Origin of the sequence: Pseudomonas sp. NFPP07 (genome assembly GCF_900115645.1) — a bacterium.
Taxonomy (GTDB): domain Bacteria; phylum Pseudomonadota; class Gammaproteobacteria; order Pseudomonadales; family Pseudomonadaceae; genus Aquipseudomonas; species Aquipseudomonas chlororaphis.
This window is the reverse complement of the sequence record NZ_FOXG01000005.1, coordinates 197,107-219,719: the sequence shown is the minus strand read 5'-3', so window position 1 is coordinate 219,719 and position 22,613 is coordinate 197,107. Positions and strand designations below refer to the sequence as shown.

The following is a 22,613-nucleotide window of genomic DNA, read 5'->3' as shown; positions in this document are numbered from 1 at the left end:
TTGCGATGAGTACCGACGACAAACGCATTCGTGAGTTCGCCTACCAAATCTGGGAATCGGAAGGCCGGCCCGACGGCCAGGAACACCGGCATTGGGAAATGGCCCGCAAGCTGGCCGAAGCCGAGGCCCTGGCCCCGAGCAAACCTCCCAGGGCGACCCGTGCCGCCAGCGCCAAGCCTGGCAAGCCCGCGGCAAAGCCCAAGGCCGTCGCCAAACCCGCGGCGGCAGCACCCCTGGTACCTCCTGGAGAAAGGGTGCCTCCTGGAGAAAAGCGGCCTCCCGCAGAAAAAGGATTGCCACCCGGGAGCAAAAGCAGCGCGGCGAAAAAGCCGCGGGCACCGCGCAAGCCAGCGACCAGCTGACGCCTCTGCCGCGAGGCGTTCGCGCCACCCTCCACTGCCGACCTTGCCCATGTGCGTGGCGCGCCCGAGCGCCACAGGGAGCCCATTCGCCCATCTGATTCGCAGGAGCACCCATGACCACCGCCAAAGCAGCCGCCACGCCGAAAACCCCGCAAGCCACCGAGCCCTCGCGCATCCGCGAAGGCCTGCCCTTCCCGCTCGGCGCGACCTGGGACGGCCTGGGGGTCAACTTCGCCCTGTTCTCGGCCAATGCCACCAAGGTCGAGCTGTGCCTGTTCGATGCCACGGGCGAAGTCGAGCTGGAACGCATCGAACTGCCGGAATACACCGACGAGATCTTCCACGGCTACCTGCCCGACGCCCACCCCGGGCTGATCTACGGCTATCGGGTGCATGGCCCCTACGACCCGGCCAACGGTCATCGCTTCAACCCCAACAAGCTATTGATCGACCCGTATGCCAAACAGCTGGTGGGCCAGCTGAAATGGTCCGAGGCGCTGTTCGGCTACACCATCGGGCACCCCGACGCCGACCTCAGTTTCGACGAGCGCGACAGCGCGCCCTTCGTGCCCAAATGCAAAGTGATCGACCCGGCCCACACCTGGGGCCACGATCATCGGGTCAGCGTGCCCTGGGATAAAACGATCATTTATGAGACTCACGTGCGCGGCTTCACCATGCGTCATCCCTCGGTGCCGGAGGCGGTGCGCGGCACCTTCGCCGGGCTGATGGTGGACGATGTGCTGGAGCATATTCGCAAGCTCGGGGTGTCATCGGTGGAGCTGTTGCCGATCCATGCCTTCGTCAACGACCAGCACCTGCTGCACAAGGGCATGACCAATTACTGGGGCTACAACAGCATCGCCTTCTTCGCCCCCGACCCGCGCTACCTGGCCAGCGGCAAGATCGCCGAATTCAAGGAAATGGTCGCGCACCTGCACGAAGCCGGGCTCGAAGTGATACTCGACGTGGTCTACAACCACACCGCCGAGGGCAACGAGCAAGGCCCGACCCTGTCCATGCGCGGCATCGACAACGCCTCCTACTACCGCCTGATGCCCGACGACAAACGCTTCTATATCAACGATTCCGGGACCGGCAACACCCTCGACCTGAGCCATCCCTGCGTGCTGCAGATGGTCACCGACTCGCTGCGCTACTGGGCCACGGAAATGCACGTGGACGGTTTTCGCTTCGACCTGGCGACCATTCTCGGGCGTTACCACGATGGCTTCGACGAGCGCCACAGCTTCCTCGTGGCCTGCCGCCAGGACCCGGTGCTGCGCCAGGTGAAGCTGATCGCCGAGCCGTGGGACATCGGCCCCGGCGGTTATCAGGTGGGCGGTTTCCCGCCGGGATGGGTGGAGTGGAACGACAAGTTCCGCGACACCGTGCGCGCCTTCTGGAAAGGCGACGACGGCCAGCTCGCCGACTTCGCCGCGCGCATGACCGCCTCCGGCGAGCTGTTCAACCAGCGCGGCCGGCGGCCTTATACCTCTGTCAATTTCGTGACCGCCCACGACGGCTTCACCCTGCATGACCTGGTGTCGTACAACGACAAGCACAACGAAGCCAACGACGAGGACAACCAGGACGGCAGCAACCACAACCTGTCGTGGAACCACGGCGTCGAAGGCCCTACCGACGACCCGCAGATCAATGCGCTGCGCCTGCGCCAGATGCGCAACTTCTTCGCCACCCTGCTGCTGGCCCAGGGCACGCCGATGCTCGTCGCCGGCGACGAGTTCGCCCGTACCCAGCACGGCAATAACAACGCTTATTGCCAGGACAGCGAAATCGGCTGGGTCAACTGGGACCTGGACGAGGACGGCAAGTCGCTGCTGAAGTTCGTCAAGCGCCTGGTCAAGCTGCGCATGACCTACCCGATCCTGCGCCGCGGACGCTTCCTGGTGGGCAACTACAACGAGGATATCGGGGTCAAGGACGTCACCTGGCTCGCCCCGGACGCCAGCGAGATGACCATCGAACAATGGCAGGACAGCCACGGCCGCTGCCTGGGCATGCTGCTCGACGGCCGCGCCCAGGAAACCGGGATACGCCGCCCCGGTGCCGACGCGACCCTGTTGCTGGTGGTCAACGCCCATCACGACATCGTCAACTTCAGCCTGCCGGAAGTGCCCGACGGCGGTTTCTGGACCTGCATGATCGACACCAACCAGCCCTCGGTGAAAGGCCAGGAACGCTTCGAGTTCGGCCACCGGTACTCGGTGACCGGGCGCTCGCTGCTGCTGTTCGAACTGCAGCACGAGGATGACGATTGAACAGGTCATTGGCCATTTGCCGGATTGCATGACGGGCAGTGGCCAGCCCATCAGACATATGTACGATGGTGTCGGATATCCATTCCCCGCTATCTTGAACAGCTGAGCGTCGCCATTGGAAAAAATCGCTGGCCCCTGCGATGGTGGCCAACGGCTGTGTATGATTGAACGCTCTTGCAGGACGGCAATCCAAGGTATGGAGCGCCGGCACCCGGACCGATACCGGGTGCGGACCCAAGCGGCCCGGTCCATCACCGCGCGCCGACTGCCCCGGAACAAGGATGTGACACCCATGAGATCCATACCCCTGAGCGACAACTGGCCGGAGCAGGTCTGGAACGGCGCCCGCCAACTGCTCGACGTCCCCTCCATCAATCTTGCCAGCCTGGTGCCGCCCGGATTTCGCGCGGTGGTCATCGCCCCGCACCCCGGCGACGAAGTGCTGACCTGCGGCGGCCTGCTGCAGGTACTGGCCCACCATGGCCATCCGCTGCAACTGATTTCCATCACCGACGGCAGCGCCAGCCACCCCGGCTCCGACCTGTGGTCGGAGCGGCGCCTGAGTGTGTTCCGCCCCCAGGAAAGCGTCGAGGCCCTGCGCCGCCTGGGTTTGCCCCTGCACAGCCTGCAGTGGATTCGCGGCGGCTTTGCCGACAGTGGGCTGCAGGAACGCGAGCATCAGTTGAGCCAGTTCATTGGCCGTTACCTGCGCCCCGATGACGTGGTGTTCAGCACCTGGCGCGAAGACGGCAACGACGATCACGACGCCGTCGGCCGGGCCAGCGCCAAGGCCGCGGCCCAGGCCGGCGTGGCGTTCCATGAAGTGCCGGTGTGGGCCTGGCACTGGCCGGCGCGCGATGAACAGCTGCTGCCCTGGCATCGCGCCCGCAAGTTGCGCCTCGACACCTGGACCGTGGCCCGCAAGCGCCACGCGGCGCATGCCTATGCCAGCCAGTTGCAGGGCGATCCGGGCATCGGCCTGGCCCCGACCCTGACGCCGGTGGTGCTGGAGCGGCTGCGCCAGTCCTACGAAATCTTTTTCATGTAGGGCTGCCCCGATGCAGGCAGACCGGGGGAAAACCTGAACTGACCGGCAAAGTGTCAGTCGCATGAGTAACCGCCCTGATTACGAGGAGTGAGCGTGAGCACCGATTCAACCAGGCGTCCGGTCACGTCGGCAGCGCCAGACGAAACCCCGGCGATCCATCGCCTGCGCATCCTGACCGTCAACACCCACAAGGGCTTCACCGCCCTGAACCGCCGTTTCATTCTTCCAGAGTTGCGCGACGCGGTCCGCAGCACCCAGGCCGACCTGGTGTTTCTCCAGGAAGTGCTGGGCGAGCACGACCGCCACGCCAGCCGCTACGGCAACTGGCCCCAGCAGTCGCAATACGAGTTTCTCGCCGACAGCATGTGGAGCGACTTCGCCTACGGGCGCAACGCGGTCTATCCCGATGGTCATCACGGCAACGCCCTGCTGTCGAAATACCCGATCCGCCAGTACCGCAACCTCGATGTCTCGATCACCGGCCCGGAGCGCCGCGGGCTGTTGCATTGCGTGCTGGATGTACCGGGGCATGCCGAAGTGCACGCGATCTGCGTGCACCTGAGCCTGCTGGAAAGCCATCGCCAGCTGCAACTGGCGCTGTTGTGCCAGTTGCTCGAGTCGCTGCCGGACGATGCGCCGGTGATCATCGCCGGCGACTTCAACGACTGGCAGTTGCATGGCAATGCCACCCTCGCCCGCCGCGACGACCTGCACGAAGCCTTCGAACGCCACCATGGCAGGCCGGCCAAGACCTACCCGGCGCGCTGGCCACTGCTGCGCCTGGACCGCATCTACCTGCGCAATGCCAGCAGCCACGCACCGAAGATCCTCGGGCACAAGCCCTGGACTCACCTGTCGGATCACCTGCCGCTGGCGGTGGAAGTGCACCTCTGATGCCTTCGCCCAGGCATCGAGGATCATCTGCCTGGCGGCCAACCAGGCCACTCTCGCCTCCCCGGCAACCGCGGTCGCCGGCCTGATGGACGAAGCGGCCAGCGCGCTGGCCAAGGCCTGACGCGGCCCTTGGCCCAGGAAAATTACCGACTCGCCCGCACAGGACGAGTCGGTAGTGGGCTACCGAAAATCGCTTTTCCCCGCCTCTGCCGACGTTTTTCCGCACAAACAAGAACTTAGAGAATCGCGCTTTTTCAGTCGGTTACACCGCCTGAATTACCTACGCCATTGGTCGGTCATTTTCTTGACGATAACGGAGTCGTCTCCTTAGCTACAGCTTACTACCCCCGGAAATACAACCAGGGGCAAGCCTCGGATACCTGCTCTAGAGCGGGTCGCCGAGCCTTGCCTCAACGAACTCGGTCGCCCCTCATTCGGGGTAGGAGAGACGCCACGGCGAGACACGGCATGCGATTGCAAGGTAGCCCTCCATGAAAACTTCACTCACCCCACAAGAGATCAAGATCATTCTGTGCACAGTTTCCGCTTCGGTATTGCTGTGCGCGTCCATGGAGGTACAAGCGTCCCCTGCCGAGGACGAGGCGCAGCTCTGGTATCGCCAGGACCTGCTCCTGAACCGCCTGTTGACACCCGCGCCCTCCGCGACGCCCATACCGGCCAGCCAGCCCCAGGGCAACAGCCTGGGTATCGTGCAAGGCAGCCCGCAGGTCTGGGACCCGCTGTACGGGCCCGCGGCGCGGCAGACCGAAGCCGGCTACCTCGGTTCGCGTTTTGCCAGCAGCATCAACGGCACGCCCGGCGGCCCGGTGCTCTACACCCTGGAAAGCAGCAGCGGGCATACCCAGCGCATCGGCCTGCTGGGCGGCCAGAGCCAGTTCCAGGCCAACGGCCAGGGCGTGCCCGGCGGTTTCAGCGACCCGCGTAACGACCGTTTCAGTGTCCAGGGTCAAAGTCTTGGCGCGTTCTGGAGCCTGACCGGCCCGCAGGGCTGGCACGTCGATCTGTCGGCCAGCGGCGCCCGGGTCAGCGGCTTCAGCCGCACCGAGCAAGGCCAGCGGCAAGCCGCCGAAGGCAGCGCGGTGACCCTGTCGGTGCAAGGCGGGATTCCCATCGGCATCAGCGATAACTGGGTGGTCGAACCCCAGGCGCAATTAATCAACCAGCGCGTCAGCCTGGACAACCCGAATGCCGACAGCAGCAGCCGCTCCGCCGGCAACCTGAACGCCTGGAGCGGCCGCGTCGGGGCCCACTTGCAAGGCCGTTACGACGTCGCCGGGCACTCGGTGGAACCCTATGTGCGCACCAGCTTGTGGCACACGGTGTACAGCGGCGACACCCTGACCCTGGACAAGGTCGACAAGATCAGCAGCAGCCGCAAGTCCTCCACGGTCGAAGTCGGCCTGGGCCTGGTGGCCAGGCTTACCCCCGTCGTCAGCCTGTATGTGAGCGCCGACTACAGCAGCGATGTGGATGACAATGACCTCAACGGGCTGATCGGCAGCCTGGGTGTGCGGATGCGCTGGTAAAAACCTGTAGCCGCCGCAGGCTGCGATAGGCGGCGCAGCCGAGGCAAAGGGAGCATCGGCCATATGCGTCGTCCGGGTTGCGGGCTCTGCGAGCCCGATCGCAGCCTGCGGCAGCGGCTACAGGGATTGGATTTTCAGGGACAACTTGAGGGTGTCTGGGCGGATGTCATCGCGAGCAAGCTCGCTCCTACAGGGAACGCGCAACCTCTGTAGGAGCGAGCTTGCTCGCGATCCGCTGCGCGCAGCGGCCAGTCGATATCACGCTTCGGGTTGCAGGATCAGCACCGCCAGCGGCGGCAGGTTCAACGCCAGCGACAACGCCTGGCCGTGGCTCGCCACGTCCTCGGTGAACACCCCGCCGCCATTGCCATAGTTGGACCCGGCGTAGGTATCGGAGTCGCTGTTGAACAACTCGCCCCAGCGCCCGGCGAAGGGCACGCCGATCCGGTAGGCCTGGCGCGGCACCGGGGTGAAGTTGGCCACCACCAGCAGCGGCTTGCCGTCCTTGCTCCAGCGCAGCCAGGCGTAGACGCTGTTGATCGCGTCGTCGCCGATCAGCCACTGGAAGCCCTGGGGTGCGTCGTCCTGGTCGTGCAGCGCCGGATGCTCGCGGTACAGCCGGTTGAGATCGCCCACCAGTTTCTGCACGCCGCGGTGCTCGGGGTATTGCAGCAGGTACCAGTCCAGCTGCTGATCGTGATTCCATTCGCGCCACTGGCCGAACTCGCAGCCCATGAACAGCAGCTTCTTGCCCGGGTGGGTCCACATGAAGCTCAGGTAGGCCCGCAGGTTGGCGAACTTCTGCCAGCGGTCGCCGGGCATCTTGTCGATCAGCGAGCGTTTGCCGTGCACCACTTCGTCGTGGGAGATCGGCAGGATGAAGCGCTCGGACCAGGCGTACACCAGGCCGAAGCTCAGTTCGTTGTGGTGATGGGCGCGGTACACCGGGTCCTGCTGGATGTAATGCAGCGAGTCGTGCATCCAGCCCATGTTCCATTTATAGGCGAAGCCCAGACCGCCCTGCTGGGTGCCCTGGCTGACGCCCGGCCAGGCCGTGGACTCCTCGGCGATCACCAGGGCGCCCGGCGCCTCGAGGGACACCACGTCATTCAGGTGACGGAGAAAATCGATGGCTTCGAGGTTCTCGCGCCCGCCATGACGATTGGGCACCCACTCCCCGGCGTTGCGCGAATAGTCGCGATAGAGCATCGAGGCCACGGCATCCACCCGCAGGCCGTCGACATGGAAATGCTTGAGCCAGTGCAGCGCCGACGCCAGCATGAAACCATGGACCTCGGTGCGCCCCAGGTTGTAGATCAGGGTGTCCCAGTCCTGGTGGAAACCTTCCAGCGGGTTGCCGTACTCGTACAGCGCGGTGCCGTCGAATTGCGCCAGGCCGTGGGCGTCGGTGGGAAAGTGCGCCGGCACCCAGTCGAGAATCACCCCGATGCCCGCCAGGTGGCAGGCGTTGACGAACGCCGCGAAGTCGTCGGCGCTGCCGTAGCGGGCGCTGGGGGCGAACTGCGACAGCGGCTGATAGCCCCAGGAACCGCCGAAGGGATGCTCCATGATCGGCATCAGCTCGATATGGGTGAACCCCAGGTTCTGCACATAGGGGATCAGGCGTTCGGCCAGCTCGTGCCAGTCGTACTGGCGCGCCACCTCGCCCAGATCGTCCACCTCGCATTGCCAGGAGCCGGCATGCAGTTCGTAGATCGACAAGGGCGCATCCGCGCGCTGGCGTTCGCCGCGGGCCTGCATCCAGTCGAGGTCCTGCCAGTCGATGCTCAGCGGGCTGGCGACTTTCGAGGCGGTATCCGGCGGCAGCTGGGTGGCCAGCGCCACCGGGTCGGACTTCAGCGGCAGGATGCCGTGGGCACCGAGGATTTCATATTTGTAGGCTTCGCCCGGGCCCAGGCGCGGAATGAACAGCTCCCAGACCCCGGACGGATGACGCAGGCGCATCGGGTGCCGCCGCCCGTCCCAGACGTTGAAGTCGCCGACCACCGAGACCCGCCGGGCATTCGGCGCCCAGACCGCGAAACGCACACCGTCGACACCCTCCACGGTTTTCAGCTGCGCGCCGAGGCAGGCACTGAGGTCGCGGTGGTTGCCCTCGGCGAACAGGTACAGGTCCATCTCCCCCAGCAACGGGCCGAAGCTGTAAGGGTCTTCGCCAATCTGCTCGCCACCGGCCCATTGCGTGCGCAGCAGATAGGGCTGGGCCTGGGCAAAGTGCCCGACGAACAACCCCGGCACCTCGGTGCCCTCCAGGCTGCCCAGCACTGTCACGCCATCGCGAGCCAGCACCTGCACACTCAGGGCGCCCGGCAGGAAGGCACGGATGAATTGGCCACCGACGTCGTCGCCATGGGGGCCGAGCACGGCAAAGGGGTCCTGGTGCTCGGCACTCACCAATGCCTCGACATCCCGCGCGGCGGGCATTGCCTGTTTGACCTCACCCTGTTCCTTGTTCGAGAAACTCATGACTGCTCTCCAGCACTTTTTGTATCGGAAAAGGGTTTCACATCACTCAACAAAATATGCAGCCCCCGCAGCGGCACCGCGAGCCAGGCCGGACGGTTTTCCGCTTCATACGCCACTTCGTAGGCTGCTTTCTCCAGGCTGAACAAGGCCAGCGCGGCGTCCTCGCCATTTTTTTCCTGCCAGGCATGAGCAAGACTAGCTGCCGCCAGCCGGTACGCCTGGACAAACGACTCGCGGGCTTCATGCAGATAACGCTCGGTGACCCGCTGCCGGGCCGCCAGGGCGTGGGCCGAGGCGTCGAGGCTCTGGCCGCCGAGGGCCAGCGCCGCGGCATAGTCGAAGGAGCGCAGCACGCCGCTGACGTCCTTGTACGGACTGTGCTTGCCCCGGCGCTCGTCCAGCGGCCGGGCCGGTTCGCCCTCGAAATCGATCAGGTAGGCATCGCCCTTGATCACCAGCACCTGGCCCAGGTGCAGGTCGCCGTGGACGCGCATGCGCAAACCGCCGACCGCCTGTTTCGCCAGGCCCTGGATATGCGCCAGGATCGCCTTCTTGTGTTGGCTCCACGACGCCACGCGCTGTCGATCCTCGGCCGTCAGCTCAGTCTGATGCTGCTTGAGCAAGTGCAAGGCCCGTTCCAGTTGCGCGCCAATCTGCCTGGCCCAGGCCTGGGCGTCCTTGTCGGTACTCGGCCGCGCGCGGAAGGCCGGGTTGGCGGTCGGCGCCGCGAGGATCTGGTGCATTTCCCCCAGGCGCTGGCCGAGCATGCCGGCAAAGTCGCGCAGCTCGCCCAGGGCGTTGTAATGCTGGTCCTGCTCGGACATGGCGTCGGCCAGTTCGTCGCGGATCGCCCGCTCCAGGTTGTTCTGGGTCCACTCCCAGGCATCGCCCTGATTGCTCAGGTAACCCTGGGCGATCATCAGCAGGCTGTCCTCGCCCTGCCCGTCCCGGCGGATCACCGAACCGAGCAAGGGTGAAATGTGCTGGAAGCCGGCGGCGGTCAGGTAGGCGCTCATCTCCAGTTCCGGGTGCACGCCGCTGGCCACCTTGCGGATCAGCTTGAGCACCAGGCTACCGCCGATCACCACCGAGCTGTTGGATTGCTCGGCGGACAGGTAGCGCACTTCGGATTCCGCGCCCAGGCCGAGCCCGGCCAGTCGCTCCGTGGCCTCGAAGCGGATCTCGCCCTCGCCACACGGCAGCACGGTGTGCGTCTGGATCGCCTGCAGGACATTGTGGACAAAGCTTTCCAGGGCAAAGGCGTCGGTGATCAGCCCCACCTGGCGGCCACGGCGCACCCGCGCCAGGGCCAGTTGCTGCGGCAGCGCGGCGCCGATCTGCTCTTCGCCGAGCAGGCCGAACGGCAGCTGGTAGCGCCCGCTCTGGCCGCCGCCGCTGACCTCCAGCTCGCTGAGCAACACCGGATGCTGCGGATCGCCGAAGCGCACGCCATAGGCGATGTGCACCTGTTCGATGGCGCTGTCCTTGCCGGCGAACCAGCGACGCTTGGGCAGCCAGGTCGGCAGCGAACTCTGCTCCAGGGTGGCGCGCGACGGCGCTTCGAGCAATTCCTCGAGGCGTTTTTTCAGCACCAGGGTGGTGAAGTCCGGCAGGCTCTGGGCCGGCTCCACATGCCAGCTCGGCATCTGGTTTTCCGCCGCCAGGACAAACCAGTAGAAACCGTAGGGCGCCAGGGTCAGGAGGAAATTCAGCTGGCCGATTGGCGGGAAGGCATTCCCGCCGAGCATCTCCACCGGCACCATGCCGGCGAACGCCGACAGGTCCAGTTCCGCCGCCTGGGCGCTGCGCGACACGTTGGCCACGCAGAGGATGATTTCGTGCTTGCCGTCCGGCCCGGTGTATTCGCGGGTATAGGCCAGGATCCGGCGGTTGCTCGGCGACAGCATCTTCAGGCTGCCGCGGCCGAAGGCCTTGGATTGTTTGCGGATCGCCAGCATGCGCCGGGTCCAGTTGAGCAGCGAATGCGGGTCGCCGGCCTGGGTCTCGACATTCACCGACTGGTAGCCGTACAGCGGGTCCATGATCGGCGGCAAGACCAGGCTCGCCGGGTCGGCCCGGGAGAAGCCGCCGTTGCGGTCGATCGACCATTGCATCGGCGTGCGCACGCCATCGCGGTCGCCCAGGTAGATGTTGTCGCCCATGCCGATCTCGTCGCCGTAATACAGGGTCGGCGTGCCCGGCATCGACAGCAGCAGGCTGTTGAGCAGTTCCACGCGGCGCCGGTCGCGCTCCATCAGCGGTGCCAGGCGCCGGCGAATGCCCAGGTTGATCCGCGCGCGGCGGTCGGCGGCGTAGTAGTTCCACAGGTAGTCGCGCTCGCGGTCGGTGACCATCTCCAGGGTCAGCTCATCGTGGTTGCGCAGGAAGATCGCCCACTGGCAGTTGGCGGGAATCTCCGGGGTCTGGCGCAGGATGTCGGTGATCGGGAAGCGGTCTTCCTGGGCCAGCGCCATGTACATGCGCGGCATCAATGGGAAGTGGAAGGCCATGTGGCATTCGTCGCCGTCATTGCCCTTCACATCGCCAAAATATAATTGGGTGTCTTCCGGCCACTGGTTGGCTTCGGCCAGCAGCATGCGATCCGGATAGTTGGCGTCGATCTCGGCGCGGATCTGCTTGAGCACGTCGTGGGTCTCGGGCAGGTTCTCGTTGTTGGTGCCGTCGCGTTCGATCAGGTAGGGAATGGCGTCCAGGCGCAGGCCGTCGATGCCCATGTCCAGCCAGTAGCGCATCACCGACAGGACCGCCTTCATCACCTGCGGGTTGTCGAAGTTGAGGTCCGGCTGGTGGGAATAGAAGCGGTGCCAGAAGTACTGGCCGGCCACCGGGTCCCAGGTCCAGTTGGATTTCTCGGTGTCGAGAAAGATGATCCGCGTGCCGTCGTACTTCTGATCGTCATCGGACCACACATAAAAGTCCCGCGCCTTGGAGCCGGCCTTGGCCTTGCGCGCCCGCTGGAACCAGGGGTGCTGGTCCGAGGTGTGGTTGATGACCAGCTCGGTGATCACCCGCAGCCCGCGCTTGTGGGCCTCGGCGATAAACCGCCGGGCGTCGGCCAGGGTCCCGTAGTCGGGGCTGACGCCGCGGTATTCGGCGATGTCGTAACCGTCGTCGCGGCGCGGCGAGGGATAGAACGGCAGCAGCCAGATGGTGTTCACCCCCAGGTCGGCGATGTAGTCGAGCTTGGCGATCAACCCGGGAAAATCGCCTATCCCGTCGTTGTTGGAGTCGAAATAGGATTTGACGTGAACCTGATAGATCACCGCATCCTTGTACCAGAGCGGGTCCTTGATGAAGGTGGCTGACCTGGTTTTCTTCGCCATGGGTAACTCCTGAAAAATTCATTGATCCGTGGCTGTGTAACTGCCCTGTAGCCGCTGCCGAGCCCGCGAGGCTGCGCAAGGCCCGCAGGACCTTCGACGGCCTCAACAGCGCGTCCCGTTCCGGGCCGATCGCAGCCTGCGGCAGCGGCTACACCGATCGGCCTGTAGCCGCTGCCGAGCCCGCGAGGCTGCGACAAGGTCCGCAGGACCTTCAACGGCCCCAAGAGCGCGCCCCGTTCCGGGCCGATCGCAGCCTGCGGCAGCGGCTACCGGTGTGAATCAGGCAACGCTGATGCGCCAGATGCCGAACGGTTGCTGCCAGGGTTCGATCCGCATGAACTGGGTCTTGCCGTACCAGGTCCAGCGATGGCCGTTCATCAGGTCCTCGCCCTGGGTCTGCGCATCGTCGGGCAGGCCCAGTTCCCACAGCGGCAATTCGAAATGCGCCTCCTGGGCGTTGAACGGGTCGAGGCTGACCGCCACCAGGATGAAGTTGCTGAGGTCGGCGGTGCGCTTGCCGAAATACAGGATGTTGTCGTTCCAGGCGTTGTAGACCTGCAAGCCCAGGTGCGTCTGCAGCGCCGGGTTCTGTCGGCGGATACGGTTGAGCTGGGCGATCTCGGCAATGATGTTGCCGGGGGCGCTGAAGTCCCGGGGGCGGATCTCGTATTTCTCCGAGTCCAGGTATTCCTCGCGCCCCGGAACCGGCGCCGCCTCGCACAGCTCGAACCCCGAATACATGCCCCACAGGCCCGAGCCCATGGTGGCCAGCGCGGCGCGGATGAGAAACCCCGGGCGCCCCGAGTCATGGAGAAAGAACGGGTTGATGTCCGGCGTGTTGACGAAGAAGTTCGGCCGGTAGCATTCGCGCCACGGCGACTGGTTGAGTTCGGTGAAGTAAGTCGCCAGTTCGCTCTTGGTGTTGCGCCAGGTGAAATAGGTGTAGCTCTGGGAGTAACCGACCTTGCCCAGGCGCGCCATCATCGCTGGCGTGGTGAAGGCCTCGGCGAGAAAGATCACCTCCGGGTAGCGCGCCCGCACATCGGCGATCAGCCACTGCCAGAACGGCAGCGGCTTGGTATGCGGGTTGTCCACGCGAAAGATCTTCACCCCCTCCTCGACCCAGCCGACCACGATGTCGCGCAGCTCCAGCCACAGGCTGGGGATGGCCTCGATGGCATAGAAGTCGACGTTGACGATGTCCTGGTATTTCTTCGGCGGGTTCTCGGCGTATTTGATGCTGCCGTCCGGGCGCCAGTTGAACCAGCCTGGATGCTGCTTGAGCCAGGGATGGTCCTGGGAACACTGGATGGCGAAATCCAGGGCGACCTCCAGGCCGTGCTCGGCGGCGGCCGCCACCAGGCGGCGGAAATCCTCGCGGCTGCCGAGCTGCGGATGGATCGCCTCGTGGCCACCCTCTTCGCTGCCGATCGCATAGGGGCTGCCCGGCTCGTCGGGGCCGGCGGTCAGCGAGTTGTTGCGGCCCTTGCGAAAGCTGCGGCCGATGGGATGGATCGGCGGGAAGTACAGCACGTCGAAACCCATGTCATGGATCATCGCCAGGCGCGAGTGCACATCATTGAAAGTGCCGTGACGGGCCGGATCATCGGTGATCGAGCGGGGAAACAGCTCGTACCAGCTGGCGAACTGCGCGCGCTCGCGTTCCACGTCCAGCGGGTATTCCGGGCTCAGGCTCAGGTAGGGACGGTGGTCGGCCTCGGTCATCAGCCGTGCACTGCGTTCGTGCAGGAACAGCGCCACCTGCTCGGCTTCGAGCAGCGTCGCCAGCTCATGGTGCAGCGCCAGCAACTGCTCGCGCAGCGGCCCTTCGCTGCGCTCGGCGGCGTGCAGCACATGGCTGCGGCCCTCCTGCAATTCGAGGCTGACCGCGACGCCGGCCTGGTGTTTTTTCTGCAGTTCGTAGCAGAAGCTGGCGAACTGATCGATCCAGGCCTCGATGCAATACAGGTAGCGGCCCTGGCTGGGCACTGTGAACTGGCCTTCCCAGCTATTGTTGCCGAGGTCTTCCATGGTTTCGCTGTGCCAGTGGCTGTCGGCTTCGGCGCACCAGCGGATGCGCACGGCCAGCTTGTCGTGGCCGTCGGCGAACACCTTGCTGCTGACTTTCACCACCTGCCCCTCCACCGCCTTGACCGCGAACTGGCCACCGTCGATCAGCGGCCGGGTGTTCTCGATGACGATGCGTGGCAGCAGCAAGGCCTGCGACAGGGGCAGGTTCGGGTTGTATTGCAGTTCAGTCGGTCTTTTTTCGGCAGTCATCGAGCATCACTCCTTACGCCCCATGGACGCTCTGTTGCTGGTCTATTCCGGCGCGGGCCCTCTTTTGAGAGCGGCCCCCAGGGTCGGCAACCACCCGCGCGGATCAGCGAAGCACTTAGGTTCCGAGACACCAGGGCCGGGAAAGTTCACCCGGATTTGCCTCCCTTCGCGCCGGGAATCAAATCGCCGGGGCGAGGGTCCACCTTGGGAGACTGTGCAAAACCAAGCACAAAGGAGGCCATGCCGATGAGTATCCCAATCCCCGCGGAAACGCCCGATCCGAACATCGACCACCCGACGTTGCCGCCAACCGAGCCGCAACCGGTGCCCGAGGAAGATCCACCCGAAACTACCCCACCGCCCAAGGAGGAGCCGCCGATCGATCCGGCACCGGTCATCGCTTGCGGTCACAGCATTACGCCCAAACCATGACAAGCGTAGACAATCGGTTGCCCGTCGCTGCCGTCGCCAACCGGCAGCGGGCATCCCTTCGTTGCTGGCGGCGAGTGTGCCCGCGACGCTTCAGGGCGTTCATCCGGGCGGTTCATCGTCGCCTTCCAGCTTGCGCACTATCCAGGGCATCACGCTGAAGACCGCCAGCGCCAGCAGGGTACTGAACACCGCCGTGGCTTCGCGGCCGACGCCCGCCGAGACGCCGATCGCCGCGGTCATCCATAGTCCCGCGGCGGTGGTCAGGCCTTTTACGTGCCCTTCCTCGTCCTGCTTGCCCTTGAGAATGGTGCCCGCGCCAAGAAAGCCGATACCGGCGATCACCCCCTGCACCACCCGGCTCATGGCATCGGCCTGGGCGCCGGACATCTGCGGCACCAGCACGAACAGCGCCGCCCCCAGCGCCACCAGCATATGGGTGCGCACCCCGGCGGCCTTGCCCTTGTGCTCGCGTTCGAAACCGAGAATGCCGCCCAGCAGCGCGGCGATCAGCAGGCGTACGGTGATCTGGGTGAGTTGCCGGGCATCGCCGATGTCGGCGAACTCCGCTTGCAGGGTGTCCCAGACTTCATGCCACCAGGCGTTCATGCGCAGGTCCTTTCCGTTCGGGTTCTCAGGTTCTTATTGGCTGGCGGGCGGGCGACGAGGCAGCCCTCCTTAATCAAAGGACAGCGACGCCGGGCAAAAGGTGCGATCCGCCAGCGGGCGACCATTGATCGGTCGGGCAGAACCCCGGACGGCAGCCGGGCCCTAAAAACCGTACCCACCGCACAACAGGATTCGACCATGAGCCTGCGCATCGAAAACCGGATCTGCCATTTCGACACCGAAGACCTTCACGCCCGCCTGCCAGCCAGCGCCTTGATCGTGATCACCGACGCGGCCAAGTCGATGTCGGCGGTCGACCTCGAAGGCCGGCGCATCTACATCACCGAAGCAGAAGCCGACGCATTGACCGTAGCAGGCGCCACCGACGGCCGGCGTCATCTGCGCGCCAGCGACAGTGATTCGGTGATTTGACTGATCTGCATCACGGCACCCGGCGCAGGCCTGTGCCAGACGCCGACGGCGCCCGATAGCGGGCGCTTGGCCGGGTATGGCAAGTTGTCGCAGGGCGGCGCCTGACGGGCATCTGATCTGCTTTTTATTGCGATACCTGAGTCTGTTATGCAAACAGATCGCTGGGCATAGTTCGTCTGCCTGATGGAGGCTGATGAGCGAACGACCATGAGCGAAAGAATCCCCGTCCGATTAGTAGAAACATTCGAGCCTGCGCGCCCAAAGACGAAGGCCAAATCCAGCGACAACCTGATCCACACCCGCAGTTTCACCGGCCTGTTCCGCACCCTGCGCATGAGCGGCGCGGGCTTCCTGTTCCTGCTGTTCTTCGGCACCGTGTGGTTGAACTGGGGCGGCCGCCAGGCGGTGCTCTGGGACCTCGCGGAGAGTAAGTTCCACATCTTCGGCGCCACCTTCTGGCCACAGGATTTCATCCTGCTCTCGGCGTTGCTGATCATCTGCGCCTTCGGCCTGTTCGCCATCACCGTGTTCGCCGGCCGCGTCTGGTGCGGCTACACCTGCCCGCAGAGCTCCTGGACCTGGCTGTTCATGTGGTGCGAGAAGATCACCGAGGGTGAACGCAACCAACGCATCAAACTCGCGGCCGCGCCCTGGAACCTGAACAAACTGATCCGCCGTTCGGCCAAGCACAGCCTGTGGCTGGCCATCAGCCTGCTCACCGGCCTGACCTTCGTCGGTTACTTCACGCCGATCCGGCCGCTGGCTGAGGAACTGCTGACCCTGCAAATCGGCGGCGTCAGCCTGTTCTGGGTGCTGTTCTTCACCGGCGCCACCTACCTCAACGCCGGCTGGCTGCGCGAGGCGGTGTGCATGCACATGTGCCCGTATGCGCGGTTCCAGAGCGTGATGTTCGACAAGGACACCCTGACCATTTCCTACGACCCGGCCCGCGGCGAAATTCGCGGCCCGCGCAAGCGTGGCGTGAAACCCGCCAATATCGGCCTCGGCGACTGCATCGATTGCCAGCTGTGCGTGCAGGTCTGCCCGACCGGCATCGACATCCGCGACGGCCTGCAGATGGAATGCATCGGCTGCGCCGCCTGCATCGACGCCTGCGATTCGATCATGGACAAGATGGGTTATGCCCGGGGCCTGATCAGCTACACCTCGGAGCACCAGTTGCAGGGTGGCAAGACCCATCTGCTGCGCCCACGCCTGATCGGCTACAGCGCGGTGCTGCTGGTGATGATCGGCGCCCTGGCCCTGGCGCTGGTGGAGCGGCCGATGGTGTCGCTGGACGTCAGCAAGGACCGTGGCCTGTTCCGCGAAAACAGCCTGGGCCAGATCGAGAACATCTACAGCCTGAAGATCATCAACAAGACCCAGCAACGCCAGGATTACCGCCTGCAACTGGTGGACGGCGACGGCTTCCAGCTGCAAGGCAAGACCGAAGTCAGCCTGGCCGCGGGCGAGATCGTCGACCTGCCGGTGTCGGTGGCGATGATCGCCGAGCAGCCGCAGAGCAGTTCCCAGGAGCTGAGTTTCAAGGTGGTCGACGCCGACCAGCCGCAGATCTACAGCGTGGCCAAGAGCCGGTTTGTTGCGCCCTTGAACCGTTGATCCCTTAGACTGGGCGCCGCTTTGCGGCTATCGCGAGCAAGCTCGCTCCTACAGGTGCGCATTGGTCCTTGTAGGAGCGAGCTTGCTCGCGATAAATCGCTCAGCCACCGCAGCCTCCAACCCGAGCCGCCCCATGAAACGCTACGAAAAATTCGCCGACGACATCGCAGAACTGATCCGCTCCGGGGTGCTCGGCCCCGGCCAGCGCGTACCTTCGGTACGTTACGCCAGCCAGACCTATGGGGTCAGCCCGTCCACGGTGTTCCAGGCCTATTACCTGCTGGAGCGGCGCGGCCTGATCCGCGCCCGGCCGCGCTCCGGCTACTTCGTCAACACCCATGCGCCGAGCCCGTTCTCGGAGCCGGTGATCAGCAGCCAGGTCAACGAGTCCACCGAGGTCGATGTCAGCGAACTGGTGTTCTCGGTGCTGGACTCGATCAAGGACCCGACCACCGTGCCGTTCGGCTCGGCCTTTCCCAGCCCGACCCTGTTCCCGCTGCAGCGCCTGTCGCGCTCCCTGGCCAGCGCCAGCCGCGAGATGGACCCACGGGTGGTGGTCACCGACATGTCGCCGGGCAACCCGCAGCTGCGCCGGCAGATCGCCCTGCGCTACATGGTCGGCGGGCTGATGCTGCCCATGGAAGAACTGCTGATCACCAACGGCGCCCTGGAAGCCCTGAACCTGTGCCTGCAGGCGGTGACCGAACCCGGCGACCTGGTGGCCATCGAGGCCCCGGCCTTCTACGCCAGCCTGCAAGTGCTGGAGCGCCTGAAACTCAAGGCGGTGGAAATCCCCGTGCACCCGCGGGACGGCATCGACCTGGGAGTGCTGGCGCAGACCCTGGAACGGCATCCGATCAAGGCCTGCTGGTGCATGACCAGCTTCCAGAACCCCATGGGCGCGACCATGCCCGAGGCGAAGAAGCAGGAACTGGTGGCATTGCTGCGCAGCCATCAGGTACCGCTGATCGAGGACGACGTCTACGCCGAGCTGTATTACGGCCAGCAAGCGCCGAAACCGGCCAAGGCCTTCGACACCGAGGGCCTGGTGATGCATTGCGGCTCGTTCGCCAAGAGCCTGGCACCGGGCTATCGCATCGGCTGGGTCGCCGCCGGGCGTTACGCGCAGAAGATCGAACGGCTGAAACTGATGACCTCGCTGTGCGCCTCGATGCCGGCCCAGGCGGCCATCGCCGACTACCTGCAACACGGCGGCTACGACCGCCACCTGCGCAAACTGCGCTACGCCCTGGAAGAACAGCAGAGCGCCATGCTCGCCGCCATCGCCCGCTACTTCCCGGCGCAGACCCGGGTCAGCCAGCCGGCCGGCGGCTACTTCCTGTGGCTGGAACTGCCGGCGCAGATGGATTCGTTGAAGCTGTTCCAGATGGCCCTGGCCCAGGGCATCAGCATCGCCCCGGGACCGATCTTCTCGCCGACCCAACGCTTTCGAAACTGCATCCGCCTCAACTACGGCAGCCCGTGGAACGAAGCGGCGGAACAGGCCATGGAAACCCTGGGACGGATCGTGCGGTCGTTCTGAAGCCGGGCCAGCGCTCCACGTAAATGTGGAACCTGTAGCCGCTGCCGAGCCTGCGAGGCTGCGACAAGGTCCGCAGGACCTTCGACGGCCTCAAGAGCGCGTCCCGTTCCGGGCCGATCGCAGCCTGCGGCAGCGGCTACACCGATCCCGCGCCCTGTAGCTGCTGCCGCAGGCTGCGATCGGTTTGGGCGGCACTCCGACGTAGCGACCGCAAATCCTGAACTTGCGATTTGTCTGGATAGACGTGCTGTCCGGCCTTGCGACTGCTGCGCAGTCGATCGCAGCCTCGCGGGCTCGGCAGCGGCTACACGCGTGAGGCTCTCAGCGGCCGCCGCCCAGGTCGATAAAGGTCCCGGTGGAATAGGAGGCCTTGTCCGACAGCAGCCAGATGATCGCCTCCGCCACTTCGTCCGGACGGCCGCCGCGGCCCATGGGGATGGCGGACTCCAGCTTGCTGACGCGGTCGGCGTCGCCGCTCAGGGCGTGGAAGTCGGTGTAGATATAGCCCGGGCGCACGCCGTTGACGCGGATGCCTTCGCCGGCGACTTCCTTGGACAGGCCGATGGTGAAGGTGTCCAGCGCCCCCTTGGAGGCGGCGTAGTCGATGTACTCGCCGGGCGAGCCCAGGCGGGCGGCGACCGAGGACACGTTGACGATGCTGCCGCCCTGCCCGCCATGTCTTGGCGACATGCGCAGCACCGCGTGCTTGGCGCAGAGGATCGGCCCGAGCACGTTGGTCTTGATGGTCTTGAGAATGCGGAATTCGGACATTTCGTCGAGGCGCGACTTCTGCCCGACGGTCCCGGCGTTGTTCACCAGCGCGGTGACCCGCCCCAGCTCGGCATCGACCCGCTGGTAGAGGGCGATCACTTCGTCCTCGATGCTGACATCGGCCCGCACGGCAATCGCCTGGGCGCCCAGGCCACGCACCTGCTCCAGCACCTGGAAGGCCGCCTGTTCGTCGGCCTGGTAGTTGATGCAGATGCGGTAGCCCTGTTGCGCGGCCAGCAGCGCGGTGGCCGCGCCAATACCGCGACCGCCACCGGTGATGAGGATGACTTTGTCCATGCTGCCAACTCCCTCGCTGATCTTTGAACGCCGCCAATTAAACACCCTGGGGCGAGCGTTGCAAACCTTCTCCGCCCCGTGGCTGGTCGCCGGTCGGCGTGTCTATCCAGGCAGATCGCGGGCTTGGAGTTTGCGCTCACTGCGTCGGAGTGCCGCCCAAACCGTTCGCAGCCTCGCAGGCCCGGCAGCGGCTACGGGAGTCGGCTGCAACGCGATCGATGTAGCCGCTGCCGCAGGCTGCGATCGGCCGGTACGGCCGTGGCGTTCTCACGCCAGCAAATCCTTATGGGTCGACGCTGCCTGGTCAATCGAGCGTGGACCGGCCGCTCCTACAGAAGTCTCTGTAGCCGCTGCCGCAGGCTGCGAACCGGCGAAGCAGGCAGGCTTTTCGAGGCGCTCAGAGTGCCAGCTGTTCGGCCTGATGGATGTTCTGCATGAACCGTGCGGCCGGCAGCGGATGGCCGAGGAAATAACCTTGCAGCGAATCGCAGCCCAACTGGGTCAGGAAGTTCTGCTGCACGTCGGTTTCCACGCCCTCGGCGACAATACGCAAGCCCAGGGCCTGGCCCAGGGCGACGATGGCCGAGACGATCGCCGCATCGTCGCTGTCGTGCTCCAGGTCGCGGACGAAACCGCGGTCGATCTTCAATTCGTTGGCCGGCAGGCGCTTGAGGTACATCAGGCTCGAATAACCGGTACCGAAGTCATCGATGGACAGGTCCACGCCCATCTCTGCCAGTTGCTTGAGCACGGTCATGCTGGCATCGGCATCGCTCATGGCCGTGGTCTCGGTGATCTCCAGGGTCAGGCTGTTGGCCGGCAAGCGGTGCAGGCTCAGCGCCCTGGCCACGCTGTCGACCAGCCCGGCATGACAGAACTGCAACGCCGAGATGTTCACCGCGATCCGCCAGCCTTCATAACCTTCGCTGTACCACTCGCGCATCTGCCGACAGGCCTCGTTGAGCACCCACTCGCCGATGGGGATGATCAGCCCGGTCTTTTCCGCAAGGTCAATGAACTTGTCCGGCAGCAGCAGCCCCAGTTGCGGGTGCTCCCAGCGCAACAAGGCTTCGGCGCCCACCGGCAAGCCATTGGCGGCATCGAACTTGGGCTGGTAATACAGCCTGAACTCGCCGTGCTCGACGGCATGGCGCAGGTCCTGCAGCAGTTGCAGTTGCCGGCGCGCGTCGCTGTTCATCGAGGCGTCGAAGAAGCTGTAGCCGTTCTTGCCGGTGCCCTTGGCGTGATACATCGCCGCATCGGCGTTCATCAGCAGTTCCTGGGGCGTCAGGCCGTTGCCCGGGTACACCGCGATGCCGACGCTGGCGGAGATCTGCAGCTCGTGCTCGGCAACCCGGAACGCCTGGCCGATCAGGCCCACCTGGCGCGCGGCCAGGCGCAAGGCATCGTCCGCCTCGTTCAGTTGCACCAGCAGCACGAACTCGTCGCCGCCGATCCGCGCCAGGGTGTCCTGGCTGCGCAGGTCTTCGCGCAGGCGCACCGCCACCTCGCGCAGCAACTGGTCGCCCATGTGATGGCCGAAGGCATCGTTGACCGGCTTGAAGCCGTCCAGGTCGATGAACATCAGCGCGAAACAACCGCCCTGCTCCGTCACCCGCTGCATCGCCTGGTCGATACGGTCGGCCAGCAGCGTGCGGTTCGGCAGGCCGGTCAGGGTGTCGTGCAGCGCCAGTTGGGTCAGCTCGCGGTTGGCCACGGTCAGCGACTCGGCCAGCACCGCGGTGCGCGCTTCCAGGCGCGCGTCGAGTACCGAGGTCAGCAAGGCAATGATCAGCACCGCCAGGGTGGTGATCAGCACCAGGTTGTCCAGGCCCTTGCCGCTCAGGCCATCCACCGCCGCACCACAGAAACTACCGTCGACGAACCGCGCCGCGGCCATGCCGGTGTAGTGCATGCCGACAATGGCGATGCCCATCACCACCGCGGCCCCACCGCGGGCCAAACGGACATAAGGGGTATTGCGGCGCAGGCGGAAGGCGATCCACAGCGCCGCGGCCGAGGCGCCGACGGCAATCAGCAGCGACGCGCCGAACAGGCTCGGGTCGTAGTCGATGCCCGGCTGCATGCGCATCGCCGCCATGCCGGTGTAATGCATGGCGCTGATCCCGGCGCCCATGACCAGCGCGCCGAAGGCCAGCTGCCAGAGCGGCAGGCTCTGCTGGCTCACCAGCCACAGGGCGAAACCGCAGGACAGCACGGAAATCAGCAGCGACAGCGCGGTGATGCCGGTGTCGTAGCCCAGGTCGATGGGCAGGCTGAAGGCGAGCATGCCGATAAAGTGCATCGACCACACCCCGATGCCCATGGCCAGGGCGCCGCCGGCCATCCACAGCAACGCCGCTCGACCACGCGTGGTGGCGATGCGACCGGTCAGGTCGAGCGCGGTGTAAGAGGCGAGAATCGCCACAAACAGGGAAATCAGAACCAGGGCGGGAGAGTAGGTACCGGTGAGCATGAACGTCTCGTGGCGTTAGCCGGAAGCGTCCATGCCCGGCGGTAAAAAGGCGCAATTGTACTGCTTGCGTACAGAAACACACTCACAAAGTAAGCAAAAAGCCATCAGTCGGACGAAAGTAGCCGCTTGATAAAACAAACCGGTTACAGCGACTCGACCGCTGGCAACAGTGACACAACGCCAGGGACGCCG

General features: G+C 65.1%; 15 protein-coding genes. 9 read left to right on the top strand and 6 right to left on the bottom strand.

Annotated features, from left to right (window positions below; genetic code table 11):
- The first annotated feature begins 5 nt into the window (after positions 1–5).
- The 5 genes from BM019_RS14575 (at position 6) to BM019_RS14555 (ending at position 6,133) form a co-directional block, all read left to right on the top strand.
- Positions 6–362, top strand: coding sequence for a DUF2934 domain-containing protein (locus tag BM019_RS14575; RefSeq protein WP_092418685.1), 357 nt, complete (start codon positions 6–8; stop codon positions 360–362).
- A gap of 113 nt (positions 363–475) precedes the next feature.
- Positions 476–2,644: a glycogen debranching protein GlgX gene (gene glgX / locus BM019_RS14570; RefSeq protein WP_009043700.1), complete on the top strand. Its 2,169-nt coding sequence runs from the start codon at positions 476–478 to the stop codon at positions 2,642–2,644.
- 292 nt (positions 2,645–2,936) lie between these two features.
- Positions 2,937–3,692: a PIG-L deacetylase family protein gene (locus BM019_RS14565; RefSeq protein ID WP_007926788.1), complete on the top strand. Its 756-nt coding sequence runs from the start codon at positions 2,937–2,939 to the stop codon at positions 3,690–3,692.
- 93 nt (positions 3,693–3,785) lie between these two features.
- Positions 3,786–4,586: an endonuclease/exonuclease/phosphatase family protein gene (locus BM019_RS14560; RefSeq protein ID WP_009043699.1), complete on the top strand. Its 801-nt coding sequence runs from the start codon at positions 3,786–3,788 to the stop codon at positions 4,584–4,586.
- A 491-nt stretch (positions 4,587–5,077) separates the two neighbouring features.
- A complete protein-coding gene (locus BM019_RS14555) occupies positions 5,078–6,133 on the top strand; it encodes an autotransporter domain-containing protein (protein ID WP_092418684.1) in 1,056 nt (351 codons plus the stop codon).
- Between the two features lie 258 nt (positions 6,134–6,391).
- Here the strand turns inward: BM019_RS14555 and glgB are convergent, their stop codons facing one another.
- The 3 genes from glgB to BM019_RS14540 form a co-directional block, all read right to left on the bottom strand.
- Positions 6,392–8,620: a 1,4-alpha-glucan branching protein GlgB gene (gene glgB / locus BM019_RS14550; RefSeq protein ID WP_092418683.1), complete on the bottom strand. Its 2,229-nt coding sequence runs from the start codon at positions 8,618–8,620 to the stop codon at positions 6,392–6,394.
- Positions 8,617–11,964 (bottom strand): maltose alpha-D-glucosyltransferase, encoded by a 3,348-nt coding sequence (gene treS / locus BM019_RS14545; protein WP_092418682.1) that lies wholly within the window; start codon positions 11,962–11,964, stop codon positions 8,617–8,619. Before treS ends, glgB begins: the two co-directional genes overlap by 4 nt.
- Positions 11,965–12,243: 279 nt before the next feature.
- Entirely contained in the window at positions 12,244–14,244 is a 2,001-nt protein-coding gene (locus BM019_RS14540; protein ID WP_092418681.1) for an alpha-1,4-glucan--maltose-1-phosphate maltosyltransferase, read from the bottom strand.
- Between the two features lie 246 nt (positions 14,245–14,490).
- Here BM019_RS14540 and BM019_RS14535 point away from each other — a divergent pair, with 246 nt between their 5' ends.
- Complete coding sequence (locus tag BM019_RS14535) at positions 14,491–14,676, top strand: hypothetical protein (RefSeq protein ID WP_007930980.1); 186 nt, start codon at positions 14,491–14,493, stop codon at positions 14,674–14,676.
- 99 nt (positions 14,677–14,775) lie between these two features.
- Here the strand turns inward: BM019_RS14535 and BM019_RS14530 are convergent, their stop codons facing one another.
- On the bottom strand, positions 14,776–15,282 hold the full coding sequence (locus BM019_RS14530) for an MgtC/SapB family protein (RefSeq protein WP_092418680.1): 507 nt from the start codon (positions 15,280–15,282) through the stop codon (positions 14,776–14,778).
- Positions 15,283–15,480: 198 nt separating this feature from the next.
- On the opposite strand from BM019_RS14530, the gene BM019_RS14525 reads away from it, so the two are divergent.
- The 3 genes from BM019_RS14525 (at position 15,481) to mapR (ending at position 18,877) form a co-directional block, all read left to right on the top strand.
- Positions 15,481–15,714 carry a DUF3203 family protein gene (locus BM019_RS14525; RefSeq protein WP_092418679.1) on the top strand — a complete coding sequence of 78 codons (234 nt, stop codon included), beginning with the start codon at positions 15,481–15,483 and terminating at the stop codon, positions 15,712–15,714.
- Between the two features lie 207 nt (positions 15,715–15,921).
- Positions 15,922–17,334 carry a cytochrome c oxidase accessory protein CcoG gene (ccoG, locus tag BM019_RS14520; RefSeq protein WP_085530969.1) on the top strand — a complete coding sequence of 471 codons (1,413 nt, stop codon included), beginning with the start codon at positions 15,922–15,924 and terminating at the stop codon, positions 17,332–17,334.
- A 133-nt stretch (positions 17,335–17,467) separates the two neighbouring features.
- Positions 17,468–18,877: a GntR family transcriptional regulator MpaR gene (mapR, locus tag BM019_RS14515; protein WP_007930974.1), complete on the top strand. Its 1,410-nt coding sequence runs from the start codon at positions 17,468–17,470 to the stop codon at positions 18,875–18,877.
- 321 nt (positions 18,878–19,198) lie between these two features.
- Here the strand turns inward: mapR and BM019_RS14510 are convergent, their stop codons facing one another.
- Entirely contained in the window at positions 19,199–19,945 is a 747-nt protein-coding gene (locus tag BM019_RS14510; RefSeq protein ID WP_009043690.1) for an SDR family oxidoreductase, read from the bottom strand.
- Positions 19,946–20,342: 397 nt separating this feature from the next.
- Positions 20,343–22,421, bottom strand: coding sequence for a putative bifunctional diguanylate cyclase/phosphodiesterase (locus BM019_RS14505; RefSeq protein WP_092418678.1), 2,079 nt, complete (start codon positions 22,419–22,421; stop codon positions 20,343–20,345).
- Between the last annotated feature and the right edge of the window lie 192 nt (positions 22,422–22,613).